Here is a 22,217-nt window from a genome sequence, read left to right as displayed (position 1 = left end):
CGGGCAACATCGCACTGCCTGATTCACCACGGTAATCGAGAACCCCATGCCTCAACCGCGTCCCTACAAAGTTGCACTCAACGGCTACGGCCGGATTGGTCGTTGCGTCTTGCGTGCGTTGTTCGAGCGAGGCGAGAAGGCCGGGTTTGAGATTGTCGCGATCAACGATCTGGCCGACATGGCCAGCATCGAATACCTGACACGCTTCGACTCCACCCACGGCCGGTTCCCCGGCGAAGTGAAGGTCGACGGCGATTGTCTGCATATTAATGGCGACTGCGTGAAGGTCCTGCGCAGTGCCACCCCCGAAGGCATCGATTGGGCGTCCCTGGGCGTCGATCTGGTGCTCGAATGCTCCGGCGCCTACCACACCCGCGCAGACGGCCAGCGTTTCCTCGACGCCGGCGCGCCGCGTGTGCTGTTTTCGCAGCCGATGGCCAGCGAGGCGGATGTCGACGCCACCATCGTCTACGGCGTCAATCAGGATTGCCTGACCGGCGACGAACTGCTGGTGTCCAACGCCTCCTGCACCACCAACTGCGGCGTGCCGCTGTTGCGTCTGCTGGATCAGGCGGTCGGCTTGGATTACGTGTCGATCACCACGATTCACTCGGCGATGAACGATCAGCCGGTGATCGACGCCTATCACCACGAAGACCTGCGCCGCACCCGTTCGGCGTTCCAGTCGGTGATTCCGGTGTCCACCGGTCTGGCGCGTGGTATCGAGCGCCTGCTGCCGGAACTTGCCGGGCGAATTCAGGCCAAAGCCGTACGCGTGCCGACGGTCAACGTGTCCTGCCTCGACATCACGATGCAGACCGCGAGCGACACCGACGCCGGCGAGGTCAACCGGATCCTGCGCGACGCCGCCACCAGCGGCCCGCTCAAAGGTCTGTTGGCCTACACCGAATTGCCTCACGCCAGTTGTGATTTCAACCATGACCCACATTCGGCCATCGTCGATGCCAGTCAGACCCGCGTTTCCGGCCCACGGCTGGTGAACATCCTGGCCTGGTTCGACAACGAATGGGGTTTTGCCAACCGAATGCTGGATGTTGCAGAACACTATCTGCAAACAGCGACTTCAAAAAAACCGTAGGAAGTGCGACCCATGACCGTGTTGAAGATGTCCGACCTCGATCTGCAAGGTAAGCGCGTATTGATCCGCGAAGACCTCAACGTCCCAGTCAAGGACGGTGTTGTCACCAGCGATGCGCGTATCCTGGCTTCGCTGCCGACCATCAAGCTGGCCCTGGAAAAAGGCGCGGCCGTGATGGTCTGCTCGCACCTGGGTCGTCCGACCGAAGGTGAGTTCTCCGCCGAGAACAGCCTCAAGCCTGTCGCTGACTACCTGAGCAAGGCCCTGGGCCGCGAAGTGCCGCTGGTGGCTGATTACCTGGGCGGCGTTGACGTCAAGGCCGGCGACATCGTGCTGTTCGAAAACGTGCGCTTCAACAAGGGCGAGAAAAAGAACGCCGACGAACTGGCCCAGCAATACGCCGCCCTGTGCGACGTGTTCGTGATGGACGCTTTCGGCACCGCTCACCGCGCAGAAGGTTCGACCCACGGCGTCGCCAAGTTCGCCAAAATCGCCGCTGCCGGCCCGCTGCTGGCTGCTGAGCTGGACGCACTGGGCAAAGCCCTGGGCGCCCCGGCCAAGCCGATGGCGGCCATCGTTGCCGGTTCCAAGGTCTCGACCAAACTCGACGTGCTGAACAGCCTGAGCCAGATCTGCGATCAACTGATCGTCGGCGGCGGCATCGCCAACACCTTCCTGGCTGCGGCCGGTCACCCGGTCGGCAAGTCGCTGTACGAGCCGGACCTGCTGGACACCGCTCGCGCCATCGCCGCCAAGGTCAGCGTGCCGCTGCCGGTCGACGTGGTAGTTGCCAAGGAATTCGCTGAAAGCGCCGAAGCGACCGTGAAACTGATCGCTGACGTTGCTGCTGACGACATGATCCTCGACATCGGCCCGCAAACCGCGGCCAACTTCGCCGAACTGCTGAAGTCGTCGAAAACCATCCTGTGGAACGGCCCGGTCGGCGTGTTCGAATTCGACCAGTTCGGCAACGGCACCAAAGTGCTGGCCCAGGCCATCGCGGACAGCGCGGCGTTCTCGATTGCCGGCGGTGGCGACACCCTGGCGGCCATCGATAAATATGGCGTGGCAGAAAAGATCTCCTACATTTCCACCGGCGGTGGCGCGTTCCTCGAATTCGTCGAAGGCAAGGTGCTGCCGGCCGTTGAAGTCCTGGAAAGCCGGGCCAAGGCCTGAGGCCGCCCGATTGGCCAGGCAAGGAGTGTTCAGATGGTCAAGTCGTTAGCGCTGTTGTTGCTGACCGGTACATTGGCAGCCTGCGGAAGTAACCCGAAGGCTGCGCCGGAGCCGGCACCCGGCGAGGCACAGAAAGGCTGCTACCAGGCCGACTGGCAGGCCGAAACCAACCCGGTGCTGAACAAGCGCTCGGGCCCGGACGGTCTGGACAAATACGAGACGCAAACCCCGGCCAAGGAACATGGTTGTCCTTGACCGGTCTGACTCTTTACTCAAGTCCGGCGGCGTGCGCTGCCGGTCGAGGAACACGGATGAAAGGCTTGATCGCCGTTGCGGCACTGGGATTGTTGGGTGGTTGCGCGCAGTGGAACCCGTTCCAGTCGTCCGCCCCTGTGGATAACTGGACCACCTGGACCTGCGACAGCCAGGCCAAGGTGCTGTGGCGCTTCACTGATGCCGCCCGCAAGGAAGTCGATGTGCGTCTGGGCGGCGGTGATCAGGTTTATCGCCTGAAAGAAGAGCCGGGCGCCTCGGGCGCGCTGTACAGCGACGACATGCTGGCGTTTCACATCAAAGGTGAGGAAGGCCTGGTTTACTGGGTCGCCACCAATGATCTGATCGGCCGGGGCTGCAAAGCCGAATAAAACAGAATTTGCTTTATCGAATCACCAGGCCGGGCCTCAACCCCCGATCTGCAATCACTTGAATAGCCGCCGCCGCTCCGGCAGGCTGGCACGATTAACGACCCAAACCGGGAGAGAGACACACAATGGCACTTATCAGCATGCGCCAGATGCTGGACCACGCAGCCGAGTTCGGCTACGGCGTTCCAGCCTTCAACGTCAACAACCTTGAGCAGATGCGCGCCATCATGGAAGCCGCTGACAAGACTGACTCCCCGGTGATCGTTCAGGCTTCGGCCGGTGCCCGCAAATACGCCGGCGCCCCGTTCCTGCGTCACCTGATCCTGGCGGCAATCGAAGAATTCCCGCACATCCCGGTGTGCATGCACCAGGACCACGGCACCAGCCCTGACGTCTGCCAGCGCTCGATCCAGCTGGGCTTCAGCTCGGTCATGATGGACGGCTCCCTCGGCGAAGACGGCAAGACCCCGACCGACTACGAATACAACGTCCGCGTGACCCAACAAACCGTCGCCATGGCTCACGCCTGCGGCGTTTCGGTTGAAGGCGAGCTGGGCTGCCTGGGCTCCCTGGAAACCGGCATGGCCGGTGAAGAAGACGGCATCGGCGCCGAAGGCGTTCTGGACCACAGCCAGATGCTGACCGACCCGGAAGAAGCCGCTGACTTCGTCAAGAAGACTCAAGTTGATGCCCTGGCCATCGCCATTGGCACCAGCCACGGCGCCTACAAGTTCACCAAGCCACCTACCGGTGACGTGCTGGCGATCGACCGCATCAAGGAAATCCACAAACGCATCCCGAACACCCACCTGGTGATGCACGGTTCCTCGTCGGTTCCACAAGAGTGGCTGGCGATCATCAACCAGTACGGCGGCGACATCAAAGAAACCTACGGCGTACCGGTTGAAGAAATCGTCGAAGGCATCAAGCACGGCGTGCGCAAGGTCAACATCGACACCGACCTGCGTCTGGCATCCACCGGCGCCATGCGTCGCCTGATGGCCACCAACCCGAGCGAGTTCGACCCGCGTAAATTCTTCGGCGAAACCGTGAAGGCGATGCGCGATGTATGTATCGCTCGTTACGAAGCTTTCGGTACTGCCGGCAACGCTTCGAAGATCAAGCCGATCTCGCTGGAAAGCATGTATCAGCGTTATCTGAAGGGTGAGTTGAACGCCAAGGTCAATTGAGACTGGGTGTTGAGCTGATTTGAAAGAAACCCGCCGTGAGGCGGGTTTTTTTTGAGCCGATTTTGTCGGATGAACGAGGGGTTCCTAGTTCGGCTCGACGTGATCCAGCGCCTGATTTACCGCCAGTTCTCCAAGCATCACCAGTTGCGCAATGCCTATCGCGGTTTTGCGGTCAGCGGGGTGAGGGAGGCGGCGAAGTTGTTGAGCATTTCGCTGGCGGAGCCGAGGGTTTCGCTGGCGTTGGCGAGCAGGGATTCGGTGTTGTAGGCGGGGTTGGCAAAGTACATGCGGTCGGGTTCGTTGACCGTCGCCATGATGCGGGCGCCGGGGCAGAGGTAGTGGTCGAGGGCGCGTTCGGCGGCTTCGTTGAGTTTTTTGGGATCGATGGAATCGTAGGGGGAGGCCGGGTCTGCGACCGGCGGATGAGGCGTAGATTTAATCATTTGCTCGAAACCTGATTGGAGTGCCCCCGCTCTGGCTACTAATCAAAGTGGAGGCAACTGTACGCAGGTTAGTAGACCGGGGTTTCGAGCAAGCCGGCGCACCCGAAGGTGCCCTGCGCACAGTCGCCATCAGGTGCAGGAATCGAAATTCCTGACTGATAGATGCTTGTGCACAAGCTCGAAGCCACGGGCTACTAAACCCGATCACTGCAAATCAGTGACCCGAATCAAGTTACCGACGGCCCTCCAGGCGCACAAGCCGGCGGATTCTGGCGTACCGGTAGGCAGCGACGCAAGCCGTTGTAGGCTTCGGGACGTTTCGCGAATTGCCTTTAAACAGAAGCCTTAAACGGTCGCGCGGCCGCTATTTATCGTGATCGATATCCAGCTTGCTGAACGTCACCTGCCCCCCCTCACTGGTGTACCCGGTGTTGTCCTGCACATACACGCCTGCCTTGAAATACAGCGGCTTGTTGCGCCATGTCGCGCTGATCTGCGAATCCCATTGATACCCGGCCGCACTCACGCCCAGCGCACCGCCGGGGCTCAGGTGAATGAGGTAGTTGAACTCGCGATTGAGTTTGATCCCGGTGGCAAGGGTGATGACGCGGCTTTCGTCCTGATCCGGATGGGTGCGCAGTTTGATCACCAGGTTGCCGGTCTCGGTTTTGTCTTTGTACTGGTACTCAAGCTTGAGCATCGGCTTCTGGCTTTCATAGGCGTGGATCTGGCCGATGACGATCTTGCCGGAGCTGGGCACCTTGTTGACCGAGAGGGTCGCGCGCAGCAGGTTGTCGGCGTCCGGGTAATACCAGTTGCGCAATGTTCCGTTGCTGTAGGTTTCGCGCAATTCGGTGCGCGGGTAGATCGCGTTTTCGGTTTTCGAGCCGGTCACCGGGGACCAGAAGAACAGGGTGCCGGTGTCGGAATGGAAGTACTGATCCTTGAAGCCGTTCACCAGTTTGGAGGTTTCGACGGTGTAGGGCGGGCTGCCAACGGGAACGCTGAGGTTCCAGGTTGCGAGGTCGATCATGTCGGTTCTTCCACTCTGTTGCTGTTGCACGCGCGTGCCAGAAGCTCTAGCCCGCGGTTCTTGGGGGCGGCCTTTATAAGCGTAGAGGGATTTTTTGTTAACGGCCGTCTGGCGGATGATTGGCGTCAACATCCTGTCGAAATGCCATCTTTCCCGGTTTTCGGGGGCTTCAGCGGTGACCGTTAGTCGGCTGCCTATCGGATTGGTTAAATGATGGCTGGATGACAGCTATTGCTTTTACAGATCCCGGACTAGAGTGAAGGCTCAGTGACTGTACGGTTTTCACGAGAAACCGCCCGGAACACTGATCCGAGATGCCCCGACACGAGATGTCCCGACAAGAGAAGCAGCATGGAATGCGCGCAACCCCAGCCAGGTGAAGGCAGCTCAGTCCTTTTGATCGTTGATGATTACCCTGAAAATCTGATCAGCATGCGCGCGTTGCTGCAGCGCCAGGACTGGCAGGTGATGACCGCGGCTTCCGGTTTCGAAGCCCTTAGCCTGCTGCTCGAACACGACGTCGATCTGGTGCTGCTGGATGTGCAGATGCCGGGCATGGACGGTTTCGAAGTCGCGCGGCTGATGCGCGGCAGTCAGCGCACGCGCCTGACCCCGATCATTTTCCTCACCGCCAACGAGCAGTCCCAGGACGCCGTGATCAAGGGCTACGCCAGCGGTGCGGTGGATTACCTGTTCAAACCCTTCGATCCGCAGATTCTCAAGCCCAAAGTCCAGGCGTTGCTGGAGCACCAGCGCAATCGCCGGGCCTTGCAGCGTTTGAGTCAGGATCTGGAATCGGCGCGAGCCTTCAATGCGTCGGTGCTGGATAACGCTGCCGAAGGGATTCTGGTGTTGGCCGAGGATGGCTTGATTCGCTTCGCCAACCCGGCGATTTCCCGGTTGCTGAATGCGCCAGTGAAGGAGCTGGAAGGGCAGGAGTTTCTCGATTTCCTGCAGAAACCGCACATTCCGCTGTGGGCCGATTCCGAGTTTTACGCCAGTTACAAACGCGGCGAGACGTTGCGCTTGCACGACGCGCTGCTGCGTACCGCGCCGGGGCAGCAAGTGCCGGTGGCCTTGTCCTGCGCGCCGCTCCCGAGTGAACAGCACGCGATGGTGGTGACGGTGCTGGACATGTCGGTGGTGCGCCATCTGCATCAACAGCTGGAATTTCAGGCGGTCACCGACCCGCTGACCGGGCTGCTCAATCGCCGGGGTTTTTACCAGACTGTGGAAAACCTGCTGTTGCGCGGCGAGCGCACGGACAGCAGTTGGGTGCTGATGTACCTCGATCTCGACGGCTTCAAGAGGGTCAACGATTCCCTCGGCCATGATGCAGGGGACCGGGTGTTGCGCTGGGTCTCCGAACAACTGAAAGCCTGCCTGCGGCCATTCGATATTCTGGCGCGGATGGGCGGCGATGAGTTCACCGCGCTGCTGGATCTGGAATTCCCCGAACAAGCGGCGAAGATCGCCGAGAAGCTCATCGAGCGGGTGTCGATCTGTCAGCAGATCGAAGGCCTCGATATCGCTCTGGGTGCGAGTATCGGCATCGCCACCTACCCGGATTGCGGCAACAACCTCGACGGGTTGATGCGCGCCTCGGACATTGCCATGTACGAAGCCAAGCGTGCCGGGCGTCAGCAATATCGCTTTTACGATCACGAAATGAACGGCCGTGCGCGCTCTCGGCTGATGCTGGAAGAGAGCGTGCGCAACGCCATCGAGAACCGCGATTTCAATCTGGTGTATCAGCCGCAGGTGGCGATTGGTGACGGCCGGATTCGCGGTTTCGAGGCATTGCTGCGCTGGCAGCACCCGAGCGTCGGCGACGTGCCGCCGGGGTTGTTCCTGCCGTTACTGGAAGAGGCGACGTTGATCAGCCGGCTCGGCAGCTGGATTTATCACCGCAGCGCCGGGCAGCGTAAGGCCTGGGAGTCCGAGTTTTCCAAAGATCTGGTCATCGGCGTGAGCCTGAGCAACACCCAGTTCGGCCTGCCAAATCTGGTCACTGAATTGCGCCAGGTGCTGGAGCGCCATGGTTTGCAGCCACACCAGATGGAAGTGGAAGTGACCGAGGAGGCGCTGACGATCAATCCGGACGAGACCCGCAAACAGCTGAAGCTGCTACGCAATCTCGGGGTGCGGGTGGCGCTGGATGATTTCGGTTCCGGGTCCTGCTCGCTGGCGCATCTGCGTGATCTGGAGCTGGACACTCTCAAACTCGATCGGCACCTCATTGCCCGATTGCCGGACTCGTCTCGCGACGCTTCGCTGGTGCGCACGGTCATCGACCTGTGCAAGGAATACGGCTTGCTGGTGATTGCCGAAGGCGTGGAAACCGTCGAGCAATACCAGTGGCTGCAAGCCCATGGTTGCGAGTACGTGCAAGGGTTCCTGGTGGCGCGGCCGTTGGTCGCCGAGGACACCGCACGCTTTACCGAGCCGTTCGACTGGAGCGCGTTGGCCGGTTGAATTCGCTACACTGGCGGCCTTTTCATGACCCGTGCCGCCCCATGACTGCGTTGAAATACCTCCAGGCCTATCCCGCGAATCTGCAGGATCAGGTGCGCCAATTGATCGCCGACAACCGCCTCGGTGATTACCTGAGCCAACGCTATCCGGGCCGCCACGATGTGCAGAGCGACAAGGCGTTGTACGGCTACGCGCTGGACCTGAAGCAGGAATACCTGCGCAACGCCCCGGCCATCGACAAGGTTCTGTTCGACAACCGCCTCGACCTGACCCATCGCGCCCTCGGCTTGCACACCACGGTCTCGCGGGTGCAGGGCGGCAAGCTCAAGGCCAAGAAAGAAATCCGCATCGCCTCGCTGTTCAAGGACGCCGCGCCGGAGTTTCTGAAGATGATCGTCGTCCACGAGCTGGCGCACTTCAAGGAGTCGGATCACAACAAGGCGTTCTATAAGTTATGTGAGCACATGCTGCCGGGCTACCACCAGGTCGAGTTCGACCTGCGGGTGTACCTGACGTGGCGGGACATGCAATAAGACATCAAACAACGGAGCGCATGCATGGACGTAAGCAAGACCAAGAGCAGTTTCTACCGGCGCTTGTACGTGGCGTACCTGATCGACAGCGGCCTGGCCAGCAGCGTGCCGGCGCTGACCGAAGTCACCGGCATGCCCCGGCGCACGGCGCAGGACACCATTGCGGCGCTGGCGGATCTGGATATCGTCTGCGAGTTCGAACAGGAAGAGGGCGCGCGCAATCATGCGGGGCGCTATCGGATTCGCGAGTGGGGGGCGATTGATCGGGGGTGGATTGAGCGGAATTTGCGGCAGATCAAGGCTGTTCTCGAGTATCCCTGACCTCAGCAGAGCCTTCGCGGGCAAGCCCGCGAAGGGGAAATCTCAAGACCGCCGCATACCAATATGCGGAATGTCATCCTCAAGATATTCCTCACCCGCCACCACAAACCCGTACCGCCCGTAATACCCCTGCAAATGCGCCTGGGCCGACAGATAGATCGGCACTTCAGGCCAACGCTTCTCGGCCTGTTTCAGCGCCTGTTCCATCATTTCATGCCCCAATCCCTTGCCACGGCCGGCCGGCGCCGTCAGCACGCGGCCGATCACCACGTCGCCACCCTGGGATTCCGGATCCAGCAGGCGCAGGTACGCCACCAGCTGATCACCGTCCCAGCCCATCAAATGGCAGGTGTCACCGTCCAGATCCTGACCGTCCGGATCCAGGTACGCGCAGCGCTGTTCGACCACGAACACTTCCGAGCGCAATTTCAAAATGGCGTACAGCTGCTCCAGTCCCAGATCGCTGTGATGTTTGCAGACCCACTCGATTGTCATCTTCCGATTCCTTGAACTACGTCGCCCGATACTAAGCGCAGCGCCGAAATATGTCTGTATGGCTGAGAAATCTGTGACAAAGGCCAAAATGCCATCATTCCAATATCGCGGCCCGCCGTACTTTGTGTAATCTGCTGGGAAGCGCTGTGCAATGGCTTCAATGAGCTAATGTTAGGGCCTGGGATTCGCCGGTAAGGGGCCTTGGGGTTTTGACTGAAAACACGCCGGGCGGCCCGCCCGCTAAGGATTTTCAAGCATGCCGCGATTGCATCGAGCCTTTGCTTTGATCGGATTGCTGTTGCTGGGTCAAAGCGCTGCAGCGGAGAAATTGCGTCTGGTGTTCGACGTCTGGCCGCCCTTTACCGATGACACGCTGGTCAACGGTGGACTGGCGACGGACATCGTCAGCACGGCCCTGGCCCGTGCCGGTTATGCCAGCGGTTACGAGCAGGTGCCGTGGGCGCGGGCGTTGATGGGGGTTGGCGAAGGACGTTACGACGTGCTGGTCAACGCCTGGTACAACGACGAGCGCACGAAGCTGGGGCAGTTTTCTGCTGAGTACCTGCTCAATCGCGTGCGTTTCCTCAAGCGCAAAGACGCGCCCATCGAATACAACAACCTGCAGGAACTGCACACCTATCCGATTGCGGTAGTGCGCGGCTACGCCTATTCGGCGCCGTTCGATGCCGACACCGCGTTGCAGAAAGTCCCTGTGCATAACTTCGCCATGGCCGTGCGCATGTTGGCGGCGGACCGAGTCAAGCTGACTCTGGAAGACGAGTACGTCGCCCGCTATTACCTGGCCCGGGAGTCACCGAAAGTGCGCAATGCGGTGGAGTTTCTGCCCAAGCCGCTGAGCGAGAACAGCCTGCATATTCTGGTCAGCCTGAAGAACCCGCAGCACGAACAGATCGTGGCCGGGTTCGACAAGGCGATTGCGTCGATGAAGGCCGATGGCAGCTATGACAAGCTGCTGAGGCAGCATGGCATGTGAAGGGCTGATCCAGAATTTGCGGTGTGATTGATTGCCTCATCGCCAGCAGGCTGGCTCCCACAGTGGGAATGCATTCCAGAGCCAAAGTGTGGGAGCCAGCCTGCTGGCGATGGCGCCTTGGCAGCCGCCTGACTCAATCCTCGCTGGTGTCTTTGATCAGGTGCGCCGCCAGCGTGCGCAACGGCCCGAGTTGACGGCAGATCAACGCCAGTTGCGTCTGCACCAGCCGCTGGCCTTCGTCGATTTCGTCCGGCATTTGCTCAAGCTCGTTGGCCAGCGCTTCTTCCTCATCGCTCTGAATCGCGATCGGCTGTTTGCTCGCCAGACCCTGGGCGATTTCATCGATACTTGCCGCCAGACTCACGCCGGCGCCGTCGATCAGGTGTTCGCGCACCTCGGCCGGCAGCTGGGTTTCCCGGTGTGCACCAAGCCCTGACAGATAGCTGAGCAAGGTGTGCGACAGCACCAGAAAGCGGAAGCCCACGTCGGCTTCCTTCCGGAAATGCCCCGGCTCCATCAGCATGTTCGCCAGCGTCGTGGAGAGTGCCGCGTCGGCGTTGTGCGCGTTGCGCCTGGCCAGGCGATAGGCGAGGTCGTCGCTCTTGCCGGCGGCGTATTGCTGCATGATCTGGCGCAGGTAAATGCTGTTGCAGGTGAGGGTGTTGGCCAGCACTTTGTTCAGGCGTCGACCCTGCCAGTCCGGCAGGAACAGGAACACCGCCAGCCCCGCGATCAGGCTGCCGAGCAAGGTATCGAACAGCCTCGGCACAAACAGACCATAACCATCGCCGACCTGGTTGAAGCAGAACAGCACCATGATCGTGATCGCGGCGGTCGCCACGGTGTAGCGGGTGGTGCGGTTGGTAAAGAACACCACGCCGGCAGCGATGGCGAAGCACGACTGCACCAGCGGATTCGGGAACAGATCGAACAGCGCCCAGGCAATCGTCAGGCCGATCGCCGTGCCGAAAATCCGCTGGCCGAGTTTGCGCCGGGTCGCGCCGTAGTTCGGCTGGCAGACGAACAGTGTGGTGAGGATGATCCAGTAACCCTGCGACGGGTGAATCAGATGCACCATGCCGTAGCCGATGCTCAACGCCAGCGGCAAACGCAGGGCATGGCGGAACAGCAGCGAGGTCGGCGTCAGCTGCGTGCGCAGGCGAATCCACACGTCCTTGAAGTTGCGCGGCGAGCGGTCGAGCAGGCTGCTGTCGGTGGCATCCGCCAGCGCATCGGGGTTGCTGGCGTCACTGAGCAAACGGTCGAGGGTGCCGAGGTTGGCCGCCAGTGCGCGCAGTGAACGCAGCAGTCCGCGCCAGGCCGGGTTGCTCTGGATGCGCAGGTGTTCGAGGGAGGCGTGCAGGTCGCTCAGGGCTTCGGCGAAACTCGCGTCATAGATGAACGGCTGGCGCATCTGGATCGATTCGGCCAGCGCCCGGCAGGCCTTGCCTTGCTGACGCAACAGGCGCTGACAGCGGAACAGCACGTCGCTGTGGAAAAACGCATCGGCCAGCGCGTTGTAAGGGTAGTGCGAAGAACTGGCTCGTTCGTGAATGTCCTGGGCGAGGAAGTACAGCTTCAGGTAACGGCTGACTTTCGAGCCGGGCCGACCGTTGCCGACCCGGTGCAGGATGATTTCCTTGGCGCTGTTCAGGGCTGCGACGACCCGGCCGTTTTGCTGGGCCAGTTCCAGTCGCCGTGCTTCGACGTCCATCTGACGGATCGGCTCGAACAGCGAGGATTTCAGCTTCAGGTAATAGCCGAGTTCGCGGAACAGCCGCGCCAGACTCTGCTGCACCGGCTGATTGGAAAACATCGCCTGCCACAGCACCGACAGCAGGCCGTACCACGCAGCGCCGGCCACCAGCAGCATCGGCTCGTGCCAGAAATCCGTGACCGCGCCGCCGCGCTGATCCACGCCGATCATGGTGTAGACAGAAAGTATCAGCGTCGCAGAAGCGATCGCACCATACCTTTCGCCGAGCGCCCCAAGCATGGTCAGGCCGAAACTGGCCAGTGCCAAAGCGATGACAAAAACGATGGGGTAGGGGAACAGCAATTCCACGGACAGCGCCGCGACGCTGAAACACACCAGCGTCACCGCCAGTGCATTGAGGCGGCCCTGCCAACTGTCGTCGGTCTCGGCCAGGGCGCTGGCGATGATCCCGAGGAACAACGGGATCAGCAGCCCCATTTCATCCTGATACCAGCACAGCGCCATGCTGCCGGTCAGGGCGATGAACACCCGCACGCTGTAGCTGAATTTATCCAGCGCCCACAGGCGCCGCAAAGACTGACGAAACGAGGTCGAGGACATGAAGTGCGAAGGCCTTCCGAGGCGATGCCGCTAAATTGAGCCAGTAATGACGCCGACGCAATGGCGCCGATCACATCTGACAGCAAAAAGTGTTCCTTTCATGCACCACATACCACTGTGGGAGCGAGCTTGCTCGCGATGGGGTCGGCACATGCAACATGGTTGTTGGCTGACAGTCCGCCTTCGCGAGCAAGCTCGCTCCCACAGTTTGATTTGTGTTTGTCAGACGTACTGCGCGGCGGCGTAGCCAGAGGCCCACGCCCACTGGAAGTTGAAACCGCCCAGATGCCCGGTGACATCCAGCACTTCGCCAACAAAATAGAGGCCCGGGCTTTTCAGCGATTCCATGGTCTTGGACGACACTTCGCGGGTGTCGACGCCGCCCAGCGTCACTTCGGCGGTGCGATAGCCTTCGGTGCCGGCCGGGACGACTTTCCAGCTGCCGAGCTTTTCGGCGATGTCCGCCAGTTCGGCGTGGGTGTACTGCTTCATCGGTTTGGAGACAAACCAGTTGTCCGCCAGCAGGTTGGCCATCTTCTTGGTGAAGATTTCACCGAGCAGGGTTTTCAGCTCGCTGTTCGGACGCTCGGCGGTTTGCTGTTGCAGCCAGCTCGCGGCGTCATGATCGGGCAGCAGGTTGATTTCGACCGTGTCGCCCGGCTCCCAGAACGAGGAAATCTGCAGAATCGCCGGGCCACTGAGGCCGCGGTGAGTGAACAGGATGTTCTCGCGAAAACTCTGATCGTTGCAGCTGACCAGACAATCCACCGAGGTGCCGGACAGTTCGGTGCACAACTCCTTGAGCTGGTCGGTGATGGTGAACGGCACCAAACCGGCGCGTGTTGGCAGCAGGTCGTGGCCGAACTGCTTGGCGACTTGATAACCGAAACCGGTCGCGCCGAGGGTCGGGATCGACAGACCGCCGGTGGCGATCACCAGCGACTGGCACTGGATCTGGCCGAGGGTGGTGTCGAGCAGGTAACCGCCCTCGACCTTCTCGATGGTCTGGATCGAGGTGTCGAGGTGCAGGTTGACGCCGACCTGATCGCACTCGTCCAGCAGCATGCCGAGGATGTCGCTGGATTTGTTATCGCAGAACAGCTGACCGAGTTTCTTCTCGTGGTACGGCACGCCGTGTTTGGCGACCATGCCGATGAAGTCCCACTGGGTGTAGCGGGCCAGCGCGGATTTGCAGAAGTGTGCGTTCTGCGAGAGAAAATTGCTCGGTTCGGTGTACATGTTGGTGAAGTTGCAGCGCCCACCGCCGGACATCAGGATTTTCTTGCCGGCCTTGTTCGCGTGGTCGAGCAGCATCACCTGACGCCCGCGCCCGGCGGCGGTCAGTGCACACATCAACCCTGCGGCGCCAGCGCCAATGATCACGACTTCGGTAGAGCGCAAAACGGTGTCCTCACACAATGACCACGCAGATCGTTCCCACGTCGAGGCGTCGAACCGTCTGCGTGGGAATGCATCCTGTGACGCTCCGCGTCACGATTTAAAAGCGGACGCAGAGCGTCCATGGCGGCATTCCCACGCGGAGCGTGGGAACGATCATTTAAGCGTTCTTACAAAACGCGAACGCGCAGCGAACGACCCTTGATCTTGCCGTTGTTCAAGCGCTGCAGCGCCTGCATGACCACGGTGCGTTCAACAGCCACATACGACTGGAAGTCGAAGATCGCGATCTTGCCGACCTGAGCGCCCGGAATCCCGGCTTCACCGGTCAGTGCGCCAAGAATGTCGCCCGGACGCACCTTGTCCTTGCGCCCGCCAGCGATGCACAGCGTGCTCATCGGCGGTTGCAGCGGGGCACCGCCCTGGGATTTCAGGTTGTCCACCTGATCCCAGTTCAGCGGGGTTTTCTGCAGTTGTTCGATGGCTTGCGCGCGGTGAGCTTCGGACGGCGCCACCAGGCTGACCGCGATGCCTTTCTCGCCGGCACGACCGGTACGGCCGACGCGGTGAATGTGGATTTCCGAGTCGCGGGCCAGTTCGACGTTGATCACCATGTCCAGTGCATCAATGTCCAGACCACGGGCGGCAACGTCGGTGGCAACCAGTACCGAAGTACTGCGGTTGGCGAACATCGCCAGCACCTGATCGCGGTCACGCTGTTCCAGATCGCCGTGCAGGCCGACGGCGGAAATGCCTTTGGAGGTCAGGTGATCGACGGTTTCCTGAACCTGCTGCTTGGTGAAGCAGAACGCCACGGTGGAGGCCGGACGGAAGTGATGCAGGACCTTGGTCACCGCGCTCATGCGCTCTTCCGGGGAAATCTCGTAGAAGCGCTGTTCGATCTGGGTGTCGTCGTGGAACGCTTCGGCCTTGACCGTTTGCGGGTCGCGCATGAACTTCGACGCCAGTTGCTTGATGCCCACCGGATAAGTAGCGGAGAACAGCAGGGTCTGACGACGGGCCGGGGTCTGCTCGATGATGTCTTCGATGGCGTCGTAGAAACCCATGTCGAGCATGCGATCGGCTTCGTCGAGGATCAGCGTGTTCAGGCCGTCGAGGACCAACGAACCCTTGCGCAGGTGCTGCTGGATGCGGCCCGGGGTGCCGACGATGATGTGCGCGCCGTGCTCCAGCGAGCCAATCTGCGGGCCGAAGGACACGCCGCCGCACAGGGTCAGGACCTTGATGTTGTCTTCGGCACGGGCCAGACGACGGATTTCCTTGGCGACCTGGTCGGCCAGCTCGCGGGTCGGGCAAATCACCAGTGCCTGGCAACCGAAATAGCGCGGATTGATCGGGTTCAGCAGGCCGATACCGAACGCGGCGGTCTTGCCGCTGCCGGTCTTGGCCTGGGCGATCAGGTCCATCCCCTTGAGGATCACCGGCAAGCTCTGCGCCTGGATCGGCGTCATCTGGGCATAACCGAGGGAGTCGAGGTTAGCCAGCATGGCGGCGGACAGCGGCAAAGTATTAAAAGCGGTGGCGATGGTGGTCACGGGACTGGCCTGCAAAACAAAATGTCGCGCAGTGTACCAGCCCGGTGGCCATTAGCCCGCAGTTTCCGGACGAGAAGTTGCCGAGCGAAGGCCAGGCAAGGCGAAAACAGGCGAGAAAGCGGAGTTGGCTTTAGCCAATGAGCATTTCGAGCCTGTTTTCAACGCAGCATGGACGAGCGCAGGCACTTATCGTCCGGAAACTAAGACTCGATGTGCTGTTCCGGACCTCTGACGCGCCGTCCGTCATTCTTTGAAAGTTGAGAAAAAATGGTCGCAGCGAGCATCGCCATGATCCCAACGGTCACGAACGTGAGTTGAAACGCGCCCAACACGGTCTCAACGCCGTCGTTGCCGATCTCTGCCGTAAAGCCGCCGAGCAACGCCCCGGCGCACGCCACACCAAGGCTCAGCGACAACTGCGCCACCACCGACAGCAGGCTGTTGCCGCTGCTGGCGCTGGCGTCGTCGAGGTCGATCAGGGTCACGGTGTTCATCGCGGTGAATTGCAGCGAGTTGATCGCCCCGAGAACCGCCAGCAGGCACAGCAGCAGCCAGTACGGCGTCTGCTCGCTGACCAGCCCCATGCTCGCCAGCATGATCCCCAGAAACAGGGTGTTGCCGGTCAGCACGATGCGATAGCCCAGACGCTCGATCAGCGGCCGCGCGCCCCACTTGGCGACCATTGCGGCAGCGGCCAGCGGCAGCATGCTCATCCCCGCCTGGGACGGCGAATACCCCAGCGCCACTTGCAGCAGCAACGGCACCAGAAACGGCAGGGCGCCGCTGCCAAGCCGGGCGAAAAGGTTGCCGAGAATGCCGACCGCGAAGGTGCGGGTCTTGAACAGCGACGGCGCGAACAGCGGGTTTTCAATGTGCCCGGCGCGCAACCAGTACGCCGCCAGACACGCCATACCGCCGAACAGCAATAGCATCACCCGCAGGTGCGGCAGGTGCAGTTCGCCGAGGCCTTCCATGGCGATAGTGATTAGCACCATCGCCGCGCCGAACAGCAGGAAACCAAGGCTATCGAACCGCGTGCGCTCGGTGCCGCGCAGGTCGGGGATGAATTTCCACACCGCGTAGCAACCGATGACGCCGACCGGCAGGTTGATCAGGAAGATCCAGTGCCACGTCAGGTATTCGACCATCCAGCCGCCCATGGTCGGGCCGATCAGCGGGCCGAGCAGGCCGGGAATGGTGATGAAGCCCATGATCCGCACCAGTTCCGAACGCGGATAGGCGCGCAGCACCACGAGGCGCCCCACCGGCAGCATCAGTGCACCGCCGAGGCCCTGGATCACGCGCGCGCCGATCAGCATGCTCAGGCTGCTCGACAAGGCGCACAGCAGCGAGCCCAGGCTGAACAGCAGGATCGCGCCGAAGAAGATTTTCTTGGTGCCGAAGCGGTCGGCGATCCAGCCTGAGGCCGGAATCAGCAGGGCCACGGTGAGCATGTAGGCGATGATCACGCCCTGCATGCGCAGCGGGTCTTCGGCCAGGTCCCTGGCCATGGCCGGCAGGGCGGTGTTGAGGATGGTCCCGTCGAGGGACTGCATGAAGAAAGCGATGGCGACGACCCACGGCAACCAGCGGGCGGTGATGGCGTCGAGAGGCGGGCGGTTGGGCATGGAACCTCTTGTGGTTGGGGTTAATGCATATCCATGGTCGAGCACGGTCAATGTGGGAGCGAGCTTGCTCGCGAAAGCGGTAAATCAGTCGACATCAATGTTGAATGAAATGGCCTCTTCGCGAGCAAGCTCGCTCCCACAGGGTTTCACAGCGTCAGGGTCAATCGGCTCACCAGCGCCCCCGGCAGCAGCGCCGAAGAGGTATTGCGCTGGCTGTAAGTGCTCGCCGACAGCAGCAACTCCCGCTCGGCGGTCAACGCTTCAAGCTGCGAACCGAGCAGGCTGTAGGCGCTGTCGTCGAAACGCATGGTGCTGACCGGCGCCTGAATCTCGCCATTCTCGACCCAGAACGTGGCAAACCGGGTCATGCCGGTCAGTCGCGCCGCCGGTTGATCGGAGAAGTTCAGGTACCACAGGTTGCTGATGTACAGACCGGTGCCCAACTGCTTGAGGATTTCGGCCTGCGGCAGATCACCTGCGCCCATGTTCAGCGCGCTCGGCGATTCGCCACCGCCGGCACCGTTGGCCGTCAGACCATATTCGGCAGCACTGCGCGAACTCACCAACTGATCACCTGCCTTGCCTTCGATGATCAACCGCAGATCGCTGCGCGGGTAACCTTCGCCGGAGAACGCCGGGCTCAGCGAGTCGCTGACTTTCTCGTCGAGGGACACCAGCGGACTGAACGTCTGATCGCCGGCATACAGCTTCTGCAGCGGGCTGCTTTTGCTGGCAATCGACTGCGCCGAGAAACCGCCCCAGCACAGCATACCCATGATTTCTTCCAGCGCTGCGGGCGCCAGATAGGCGCGGTATTGGCCGGGCGGCAGGGTGCGCAGCGGGCGACCGAGAAACTCGAGTTGTTCGCGGGCCTGCTGGATGCGTTTGGCGAAGTCTTCGCTGTTCCAGTCATGCCCGGCGTAGCTGGCCTTCACCGCTTCGCCGTTCTCGTGGAACAGGCTGAAGTCGAAGTTGAAACTGTTGGCCTGATGCCAGCCGAATGCGCCGGAAGAACTGGCGAAGCCACGGCTGATCGGGCCGGCAGCGTAGAAGCCGACCAGATCCAGACCTTCGGCCGCCTGGGCGATTTCAGCCACCACTTGTTCGGTGTCCGGGAGCGGATGTTCCTGCACATTCTTGCTCTGCCAGCCGTTGTGGTTGAGCAACAGGTACGGATCCTGTGGCAGCAGCGGCAGGGTTTCGCGCAGTTGCTGCAAACCTTCGGCGAGACGTTGCAGGTCGGTGGCCTGCTCGCCGGACAGGGTGATGTGCAGGTCGGCATGGCGACCGTCGTCGATCAGTTTCAGGCCGATACCGGCTTGCTGCACTTGCCCGGCCTGACGCACCTTGGCGTGGTTGAAACGGACGAAGGCCGACGATTCGGCGTCGTAACTCAGGGTGAACTGTTCCGGCTCGCGCACCGCATCGCGCAGCCAGTTGACCAGCACCTTGAACGCCTCGGACGGGTTCTTGGAAATACTCATCATGCGTCTCCCCCAAACACATCAACATTGCTGAACACGCAGGCCGGCGACGCATGGCCGACGCGGATCACCTGGTTCGGTTCGCCCTTGCCGCAGTTCGGCGTGCCCAGCACCTGAGTGGTGCCGGCGTTACCGACGGCGCGCAGGCTCTTCCAGAAGTGCGCGGAAATGCCCCGGTAGTTCGGGTTTTTCACCACGCCCTTGAGTTCGCCGTTTTCAATCAACTGGCCCCATTCGCAGCCGAACTGGAATTTGTTGCGGGCATCGTCGATCGACCATGAGCGGTTGGTGCTCATCAGGATGCCGTTTTCGATGCCGCCGATCAGTTGTTCCAGCGGCTGGTCGCCCGGCTCGATGTTGAGGTTGGCCATGCGGTCGATCGGTGGGCGGTTCCAGCCGCAGGCGCGGCTGTTGGCGACGCCGTCCAGACCCGCGCGGAACTGCGACAGTGCACCGCCCAACGGACGGACCAGCAGACCTTCGCGAATCAGGAATTGTTTGCTGGCTTTGGAACCGTCGTCATCGTGACCGTAACTCGCCAGTTCTTCGGGAATGCCCGGATCGAACGTCACGTTGAGCAGTTTCGAGCCGTATTGCAGGCTGCCGAAATCCGAGGCTTTGACAAAACTGGTGCCGGCGTAGTTGCGCTCGTCGCCGAGGATCCGGTCGAGCTCCAGCGGGTGGCCGATGGATTCGTGGATCTGCAACATCATCTGGTCAGGCATCAGCAGCAGGTCGCGCGGGCCTTGCGGGGTGTTCGGCGCGAGCAGCAGTTGCAGCGCCTGATCGGCGACTTGCGGGCCGGCACCGATCAAACCGCAGCGGCTGATCACGTCTGCGCCGCCCTGTTGGCCGAAGTTCTCACGGCCGAGGCTGCGGGTCTGGCTGTCGTTGCCGTCGTACGCGGTGACGTCGAGGCCCGGGTAGACGAAGCGCTGGGCCTGTCGCAATTCGGCGCCGGCGCTGCTCAGGTAGATCTGTTCGACGTGGGTGATGCCGATGCTCACTTCCCAATTCACCAGGCGCTCATCCTTTGGCACCGAGGCGGATTCCGCGCCGAGCAGCTCGAAGCATTCGCTCAGGGACGGAAAGGGTTGTTCGAGATTGGGTGAAAAGTAGTCGGCGCGGTCGCTGGACACCGGCTGCTGGCTCAGGTCGAGCAGGGCGTGGGGCTTGATCCGCCGGGCCTGTTGCTCGGCACGCTCAAGGGCGGCTTGCAGGCCTTGTTGCGACAGGTCATTGGTCGCGGCGTAGGCTTCGACGCCGTTGATGCGAACGGTGAGCATCGCGCCTTCGTCGCGGCTCAGGCTCGGCGGTTCGGCGACGTTCTTGCGCACCGACAGGTACTGGCCGGACTCGCGGACATACCGCAAGGAAAAAAACTCGGCGCCCGTGCGCAAGGCAGCGAAGCGCTGCTTGAGCTGGGGGTGGAAATCGAACATCAGGGAAACCTCCTTGTTATGGGAGAAACGGCGAAGCGGATTCGGCGGGGAGGGGGTGAAACGATTGGGCGAGGACTAGAGTAGGCCTGCGAGGGGGTAGGATCAAGTGAAGAGGGGGTGTAGGGGGATTTACTGTAGGAAGCAGGGAGATAGGTGGTGATCGGTAGGGCCTCATCGCGAGCAGGCTCGCTCCCACAGTTGAAATGCATTCCAAATGTGGGAGCGAGCCTGCTCGCGATTAGCCTTGATGCGGTGTAGCTGAATTACTGAGCAACAGCACTCACATCACGCAGCGCCTTGCCTTTCACCGGCGCATCGCCAGCGACATAGTACGGCGCCTTGCTGCGCGGCAGCGGCTGACGGCCACGGATCTTGTCGGCGATTTTCTCGGCCATCATGATCGTCGGCGCGTTCAGGTTGCCGGTGGTGATGATCGGCATGATCGAAGCATCGACCACACGCAGACCCTGCATGCCGTGCACGCGGCCTTCGCCATCCACTACGGCCATGTCGTCGGTGCCCATCTTGCACGAGCAGGACGGGTGGAACGCGGTTTCGGCGTGCTCGCGGATGAACTTGTCCAGCTGCTCATCGGTTTGCACTTCGATGCCCGGGCTGATTTCGCGGCCACGGAAAGCGTCCAGTGCAGGCTGTTGCATGATTTCACGGGTCAGGCGGATGCCGTCGCGGAATTCCTGCCAGTCCTGCTCGGTGGCCATGTAGTTGAACAGGATGCTCGGGTGCTGGCGCGGATCCTTGGATTTGACCTGGATGCGACCGCGGCTCGGCGAACGCATGGAACCCATGTGCGCCTGGAAGCCGTGCTCTTTCACACCGTTGCTGCCGTTGTAGTTAATCGCCACCGGCAGGAAGTGGTACTGGATGTTCGGCCATTCGAACTCTTCGCGAGTACGGATGAAACCGCCGGCTTCGAACTGGTTGCTGGCGCCGATGCCGGTGCCGTTGAACAGCCACTCGGCACCGATGGCTGGCTGGTTGTACCAGAGCAGCGACGGGTACAGCGAGACCGGTTGGGTGCAAGCGTATTGCAGGTACAGCTCGAGGTGATCCTGCAGGTTTTCGCCGACGCCCGGCAGATCGTGAACGACCGGGATGTCGAGGCTTTCCAGCAGTTTTGCCGGGCCGACGCCGGAGCGTTGCAGCAGTTGCGGCGAAGCGATCGCGCCGGAGCAGACGATGACTTCTTTGCGGGCACGGGCTTCGACGCGCTCTTCAGCGGCGCCGACCAGGTAACGCACGCCAACGGCACGCTTGCCTTCGAACAGAACCTTGTCGGTCAGGGCGTGAGTGACGATGGTCAGGGTCGAACGCTTCTTGGCCACGTCCAGGTAACCACGGGCGGTCGAAGCACGACGGCCGTTCGGCGTCACGGTGCGGTCCATCGGGCCGAAGCCTTCCTGCTGGTAGCCGTTCAGGTCTTCGGTGCGCGGGTAACCGGCCTGTACGCCAGCTTCAACCATGGCGTGGAACAGTGGGTTGTTGCCCGCTTTCGGCGTGGTCACGCTGACCGGGCCTTCGCCGCCGTGGTAGTCGTTCGGGCCGATGTCGCGGGTTTCCGCTTTACGGAAGTACGGCAGGCAGTCGAGGTAGGTCCAGTCTTCCAGGCCTGGCAGTTTCGCCCAGCCGTCGTAGTCCATCGCGTTGCCACGGATGTAGCACATGCCGTTGATCAGCGATGAACCGCCGAGGCCCTTGCCGCGACCGCATTCCATCCGGCGACCGTCCATGTGTGGCTCCGGATCGGTTTCGTACGCCCAGTTGTAGCGACGGCCTTGCAGCGGGAATGCCAGGGCGGCCGGCATTTGCGTGCGGAAGTCGAAACGGTAGTCCGGGCCACCGGCTTCGAGCAGCAGGACGGTGACGCCTTCGTCTTCAGTCAGACGGGTCGCCAGAGTGTTACCGGCAGAGCCGGCACCGACGATGATGTAATCGAATTCTTGGGACATTGAATGCACCCTCTTTGAAGTT

General features: G+C 61.4%; 18 protein-coding genes and 1 pseudogene. 9 read left to right on the top strand and 10 right to left on the bottom strand.

The window, feature by feature from the left end; translation table 11 throughout:
• Positions 1-46: 46 nt before the first annotated feature.
• From epd to fba, 5 genes are all read left to right on the top strand, one after another.
• Positions 47-1,099: an erythrose-4-phosphate dehydrogenase gene (gene epd, locus K5E37_RS28310; RefSeq protein ID WP_179693422.1), complete on the top strand. Its 1,053-nt coding sequence runs from the start codon at positions 47-49 to the stop codon at positions 1,097-1,099.
• Positions 1,100-1,111: 12 nt separating this feature from the next.
• The gene (locus K5E37_RS28305; protein ID WP_007959705.1) at positions 1,112-2,275 is read left to right on the top strand and encodes a phosphoglycerate kinase; all 1,164 of its coding nucleotides are present in this window, start codon (positions 1,112-1,114) and stop codon (positions 2,273-2,275) included.
• Between the two features lie 33 nt (positions 2,276-2,308).
• Positions 2,309-2,530, top strand: a complete 222-nt coding sequence (locus K5E37_RS28300) for a hypothetical protein (protein ID WP_085697808.1) — start codon at positions 2,309-2,311, stop codon at positions 2,528-2,530.
• Between the two features lie 56 nt (positions 2,531-2,586).
• Positions 2,587-2,919 carry an MliC family protein gene (locus K5E37_RS28295; RefSeq protein WP_011336325.1) on the top strand — a complete coding sequence of 111 codons (333 nt, stop codon included), beginning with the start codon at positions 2,587-2,589 and terminating at the stop codon, positions 2,917-2,919.
• A 125-nt stretch (positions 2,920-3,044) separates the two neighbouring features.
• Entirely contained in the window at positions 3,045-4,109 is a 1,065-nt protein-coding gene (gene fba, locus K5E37_RS28290) for a class II fructose-bisphosphate aldolase (RefSeq protein ID WP_007959708.1), read from the top strand.
• A gap of 84 nt (positions 4,110-4,193) precedes the next feature.
• On the opposite strand, the pseudogene K5E37_RS28285 reads toward fba, so the two are convergent.
• Both K5E37_RS28285 and K5E37_RS28280 read right to left on the bottom strand, forming a co-directional pair.
• Positions 4,194-4,552, bottom strand: a pseudogene (locus tag K5E37_RS28285) (DUF6124 family protein).
• Between the two features lie 364 nt (positions 4,553-4,916).
• On the bottom strand, positions 4,917-5,585 hold the full coding sequence (locus K5E37_RS28280) for a polysaccharide lyase family 7 protein (protein ID WP_007959711.1): 669 nt from the start codon (positions 5,583-5,585) through the stop codon (positions 4,917-4,919).
• 351 nt (positions 5,586-5,936) lie between these two features.
• Between K5E37_RS28280 and K5E37_RS28275 the strand changes: the two genes are divergently transcribed.
• Genes K5E37_RS28275 through K5E37_RS28265 form a run of 3 tightly spaced genes read left to right on the top strand, consistent with a single transcriptional unit; the run spans position 5,937 to position 8,914 of the window.
• On the top strand, positions 5,937-8,060 hold the full coding sequence (locus tag K5E37_RS28275; protein ID WP_221535731.1) for a bifunctional diguanylate cyclase/phosphodiesterase: 2,124 nt from the start codon (positions 5,937-5,939) through the stop codon (positions 8,058-8,060).
• Between the two features lie 41 nt (positions 8,061-8,101).
• Entirely contained in the window at positions 8,102-8,593 is a 492-nt protein-coding gene (locus K5E37_RS28270; protein ID WP_007959720.1) for a M48 family metallopeptidase, read from the top strand.
• Positions 8,594-8,617: 24 nt separating this feature from the next.
• Positions 8,618-8,914 carry a helix-turn-helix domain-containing protein gene (locus K5E37_RS28265; RefSeq protein ID WP_007894945.1) on the top strand — a complete coding sequence of 99 codons (297 nt, stop codon included), beginning with the start codon at positions 8,618-8,620 and terminating at the stop codon, positions 8,912-8,914.
• Positions 8,915-8,956: 42 nt separating this feature from the next.
• On the opposite strand, the gene K5E37_RS28260 is transcribed toward K5E37_RS28265, so the two are convergent.
• Positions 8,957-9,409 (bottom strand): GNAT family N-acetyltransferase, encoded by a 453-nt coding sequence (locus K5E37_RS28260; protein WP_011336314.1) that lies wholly within the window; start codon positions 9,407-9,409, stop codon positions 8,957-8,959.
• A gap of 256 nt (positions 9,410-9,665) precedes the next feature.
• On the opposite strand from K5E37_RS28260, the gene K5E37_RS28255 reads away from it, so the two are divergent.
• On the top strand, positions 9,666-10,403 hold the full coding sequence (locus tag K5E37_RS28255; RefSeq protein WP_064380188.1) for an ABC transporter substrate-binding protein: 738 nt from the start codon (positions 9,666-9,668) through the stop codon (positions 10,401-10,403).
• 133 nt (positions 10,404-10,536) lie between these two features.
• On the opposite strand, the gene yccS is transcribed toward K5E37_RS28255, so the two are convergent.
• The 7 genes from yccS to betA all read right to left on the bottom strand — a co-directional run bounded on the left by yccS (position 10,537) and on the right by betA (position 22,195).
• Entirely contained in the window at positions 10,537-12,720 is a 2,184-nt protein-coding gene (gene yccS / locus K5E37_RS28250) for a YccS family putative transporter (protein ID WP_221535730.1), read from the bottom strand.
• Positions 12,721-12,942: 222 nt separating this feature from the next.
• Entirely contained in the window at positions 12,943-14,121 is a 1,179-nt protein-coding gene (locus tag K5E37_RS28245) for an NAD(P)/FAD-dependent oxidoreductase (RefSeq protein ID WP_007959730.1), read from the bottom strand.
• A gap of 167 nt (positions 14,122-14,288) precedes the next feature.
• Positions 14,289-15,674 carry an ATP-dependent RNA helicase DbpA gene (gene dbpA, locus K5E37_RS28240; protein WP_007959732.1) on the bottom strand — a complete coding sequence of 462 codons (1,386 nt, stop codon included), beginning with the start codon at positions 15,672-15,674 and terminating at the stop codon, positions 14,289-14,291.
• Positions 15,675-15,874: 200 nt separating this feature from the next.
• On the bottom strand, positions 15,875-17,302 hold the full coding sequence (gene mdtD / locus K5E37_RS28235) for a multidrug transporter subunit MdtD (RefSeq protein WP_221535729.1): 1,428 nt from the start codon (positions 17,300-17,302) through the stop codon (positions 15,875-15,877).
• A gap of 146 nt (positions 17,303-17,448) precedes the next feature.
• Positions 17,449-18,786 (bottom strand): TldD/PmbA family protein, encoded by a 1,338-nt coding sequence (locus K5E37_RS28230; RefSeq protein ID WP_221535728.1) that lies wholly within the window; start codon positions 18,784-18,786, stop codon positions 17,449-17,451.
• Positions 18,786-20,228 carry a TldD/PmbA family protein gene (locus K5E37_RS28225; protein ID WP_221535727.1) on the bottom strand — a complete coding sequence of 481 codons (1,443 nt, stop codon included), beginning with the start codon at positions 20,226-20,228 and terminating at the stop codon, positions 18,786-18,788. Before K5E37_RS28225 ends, K5E37_RS28230 begins: the two co-directional genes overlap by 1 nt.
• 263 nt (positions 20,229-20,491) lie before the next feature.
• Entirely contained in the window at positions 20,492-22,195 is a 1,704-nt protein-coding gene (gene betA, locus K5E37_RS28220) for a choline dehydrogenase (RefSeq protein WP_127800324.1), read from the bottom strand.
• Positions 22,196-22,217: the final 22 nt, after the last annotated feature.

It is taken from the genome of Pseudomonas sp. RIT778 (assembly GCF_019718735.1).
In the GTDB taxonomy this organism is placed as follows: Bacteria; Pseudomonadota; Gammaproteobacteria; order Pseudomonadales; family Pseudomonadaceae; genus Aquipseudomonas; species Aquipseudomonas aphyarum.
This window is presented reverse-complemented; position numbering and strand designations above follow the sequence as displayed.

Coding starts and splice junctions, on each gene's coding strand:
- epd (WP_179693422.1), top strand. CDS start 47: ATGCCTCAACCGCGTCCCTACAAAGTTGCACTCAACGGCTACGGCCGG.
- K5E37_RS28305 (WP_007959705.1), top strand. CDS start 1,112: ATGACCGTGTTGAAGATGTCCGACCTCGATCTGCAAGGTAAGCGCGTA.
- K5E37_RS28300 (WP_085697808.1), top strand. CDS start 2,309: ATGGTCAAGTCGTTAGCGCTGTTGTTGCTGACCGGTACATTGGCAGCC.
- K5E37_RS28295 (WP_011336325.1), top strand. CDS start 2,587: ATGAAAGGCTTGATCGCCGTTGCGGCACTGGGATTGTTGGGTGGTTGC.
- fba (WP_007959708.1), top strand. CDS start 3,045: ATGGCACTTATCAGCATGCGCCAGATGCTGGACCACGCAGCCGAGTTC.
- K5E37_RS28280 (WP_007959711.1), bottom strand. CDS start 5,585: ATGATCGACCTCGCAACCTGGAACCTCAGCGTTCCCGTTGGCAGCCCG.
- K5E37_RS28275 (WP_221535731.1), top strand. CDS start 5,937: ATGGAATGCGCGCAACCCCAGCCAGGTGAAGGCAGCTCAGTCCTTTTG.
- K5E37_RS28270 (WP_007959720.1), top strand. CDS start 8,102: ATGACTGCGTTGAAATACCTCCAGGCCTATCCCGCGAATCTGCAGGAT.
- K5E37_RS28265 (WP_007894945.1), top strand. CDS start 8,618: ATGGACGTAAGCAAGACCAAGAGCAGTTTCTACCGGCGCTTGTACGTG.
- K5E37_RS28260 (WP_011336314.1), bottom strand. CDS start 9,409: ATGACAATCGAGTGGGTCTGCAAACATCACAGCGATCTGGGACTGGAG.
- K5E37_RS28255 (WP_064380188.1), top strand. CDS start 9,666: ATGCCGCGATTGCATCGAGCCTTTGCTTTGATCGGATTGCTGTTGCTG.
- yccS (WP_221535730.1), bottom strand. CDS start 12,720: ATGTCCTCGACCTCGTTTCGTCAGTCTTTGCGGCGCCTGTGGGCGCTG.
- mdtD (WP_221535729.1), bottom strand. CDS start 17,302: ATGCCCAACCGCCCGCCTCTCGACGCCATCACCGCCCGCTGGTTGCCG.
- K5E37_RS28230 (WP_221535728.1), bottom strand. CDS start 18,786: ATGAGTATTTCCAAGAACCCGTCCGAGGCGTTCAAGGTGCTGGTCAAC.
- K5E37_RS28225 (WP_221535727.1), bottom strand. CDS start 20,228: ATGTTCGATTTCCACCCCCAGCTCAAGCAGCGCTTCGCTGCCTTGCGC.
- betA (WP_127800324.1), bottom strand. CDS start 22,195: ATGTCCCAAGAATTCGATTACATCATCGTCGGTGCCGGCTCTGCCGGT.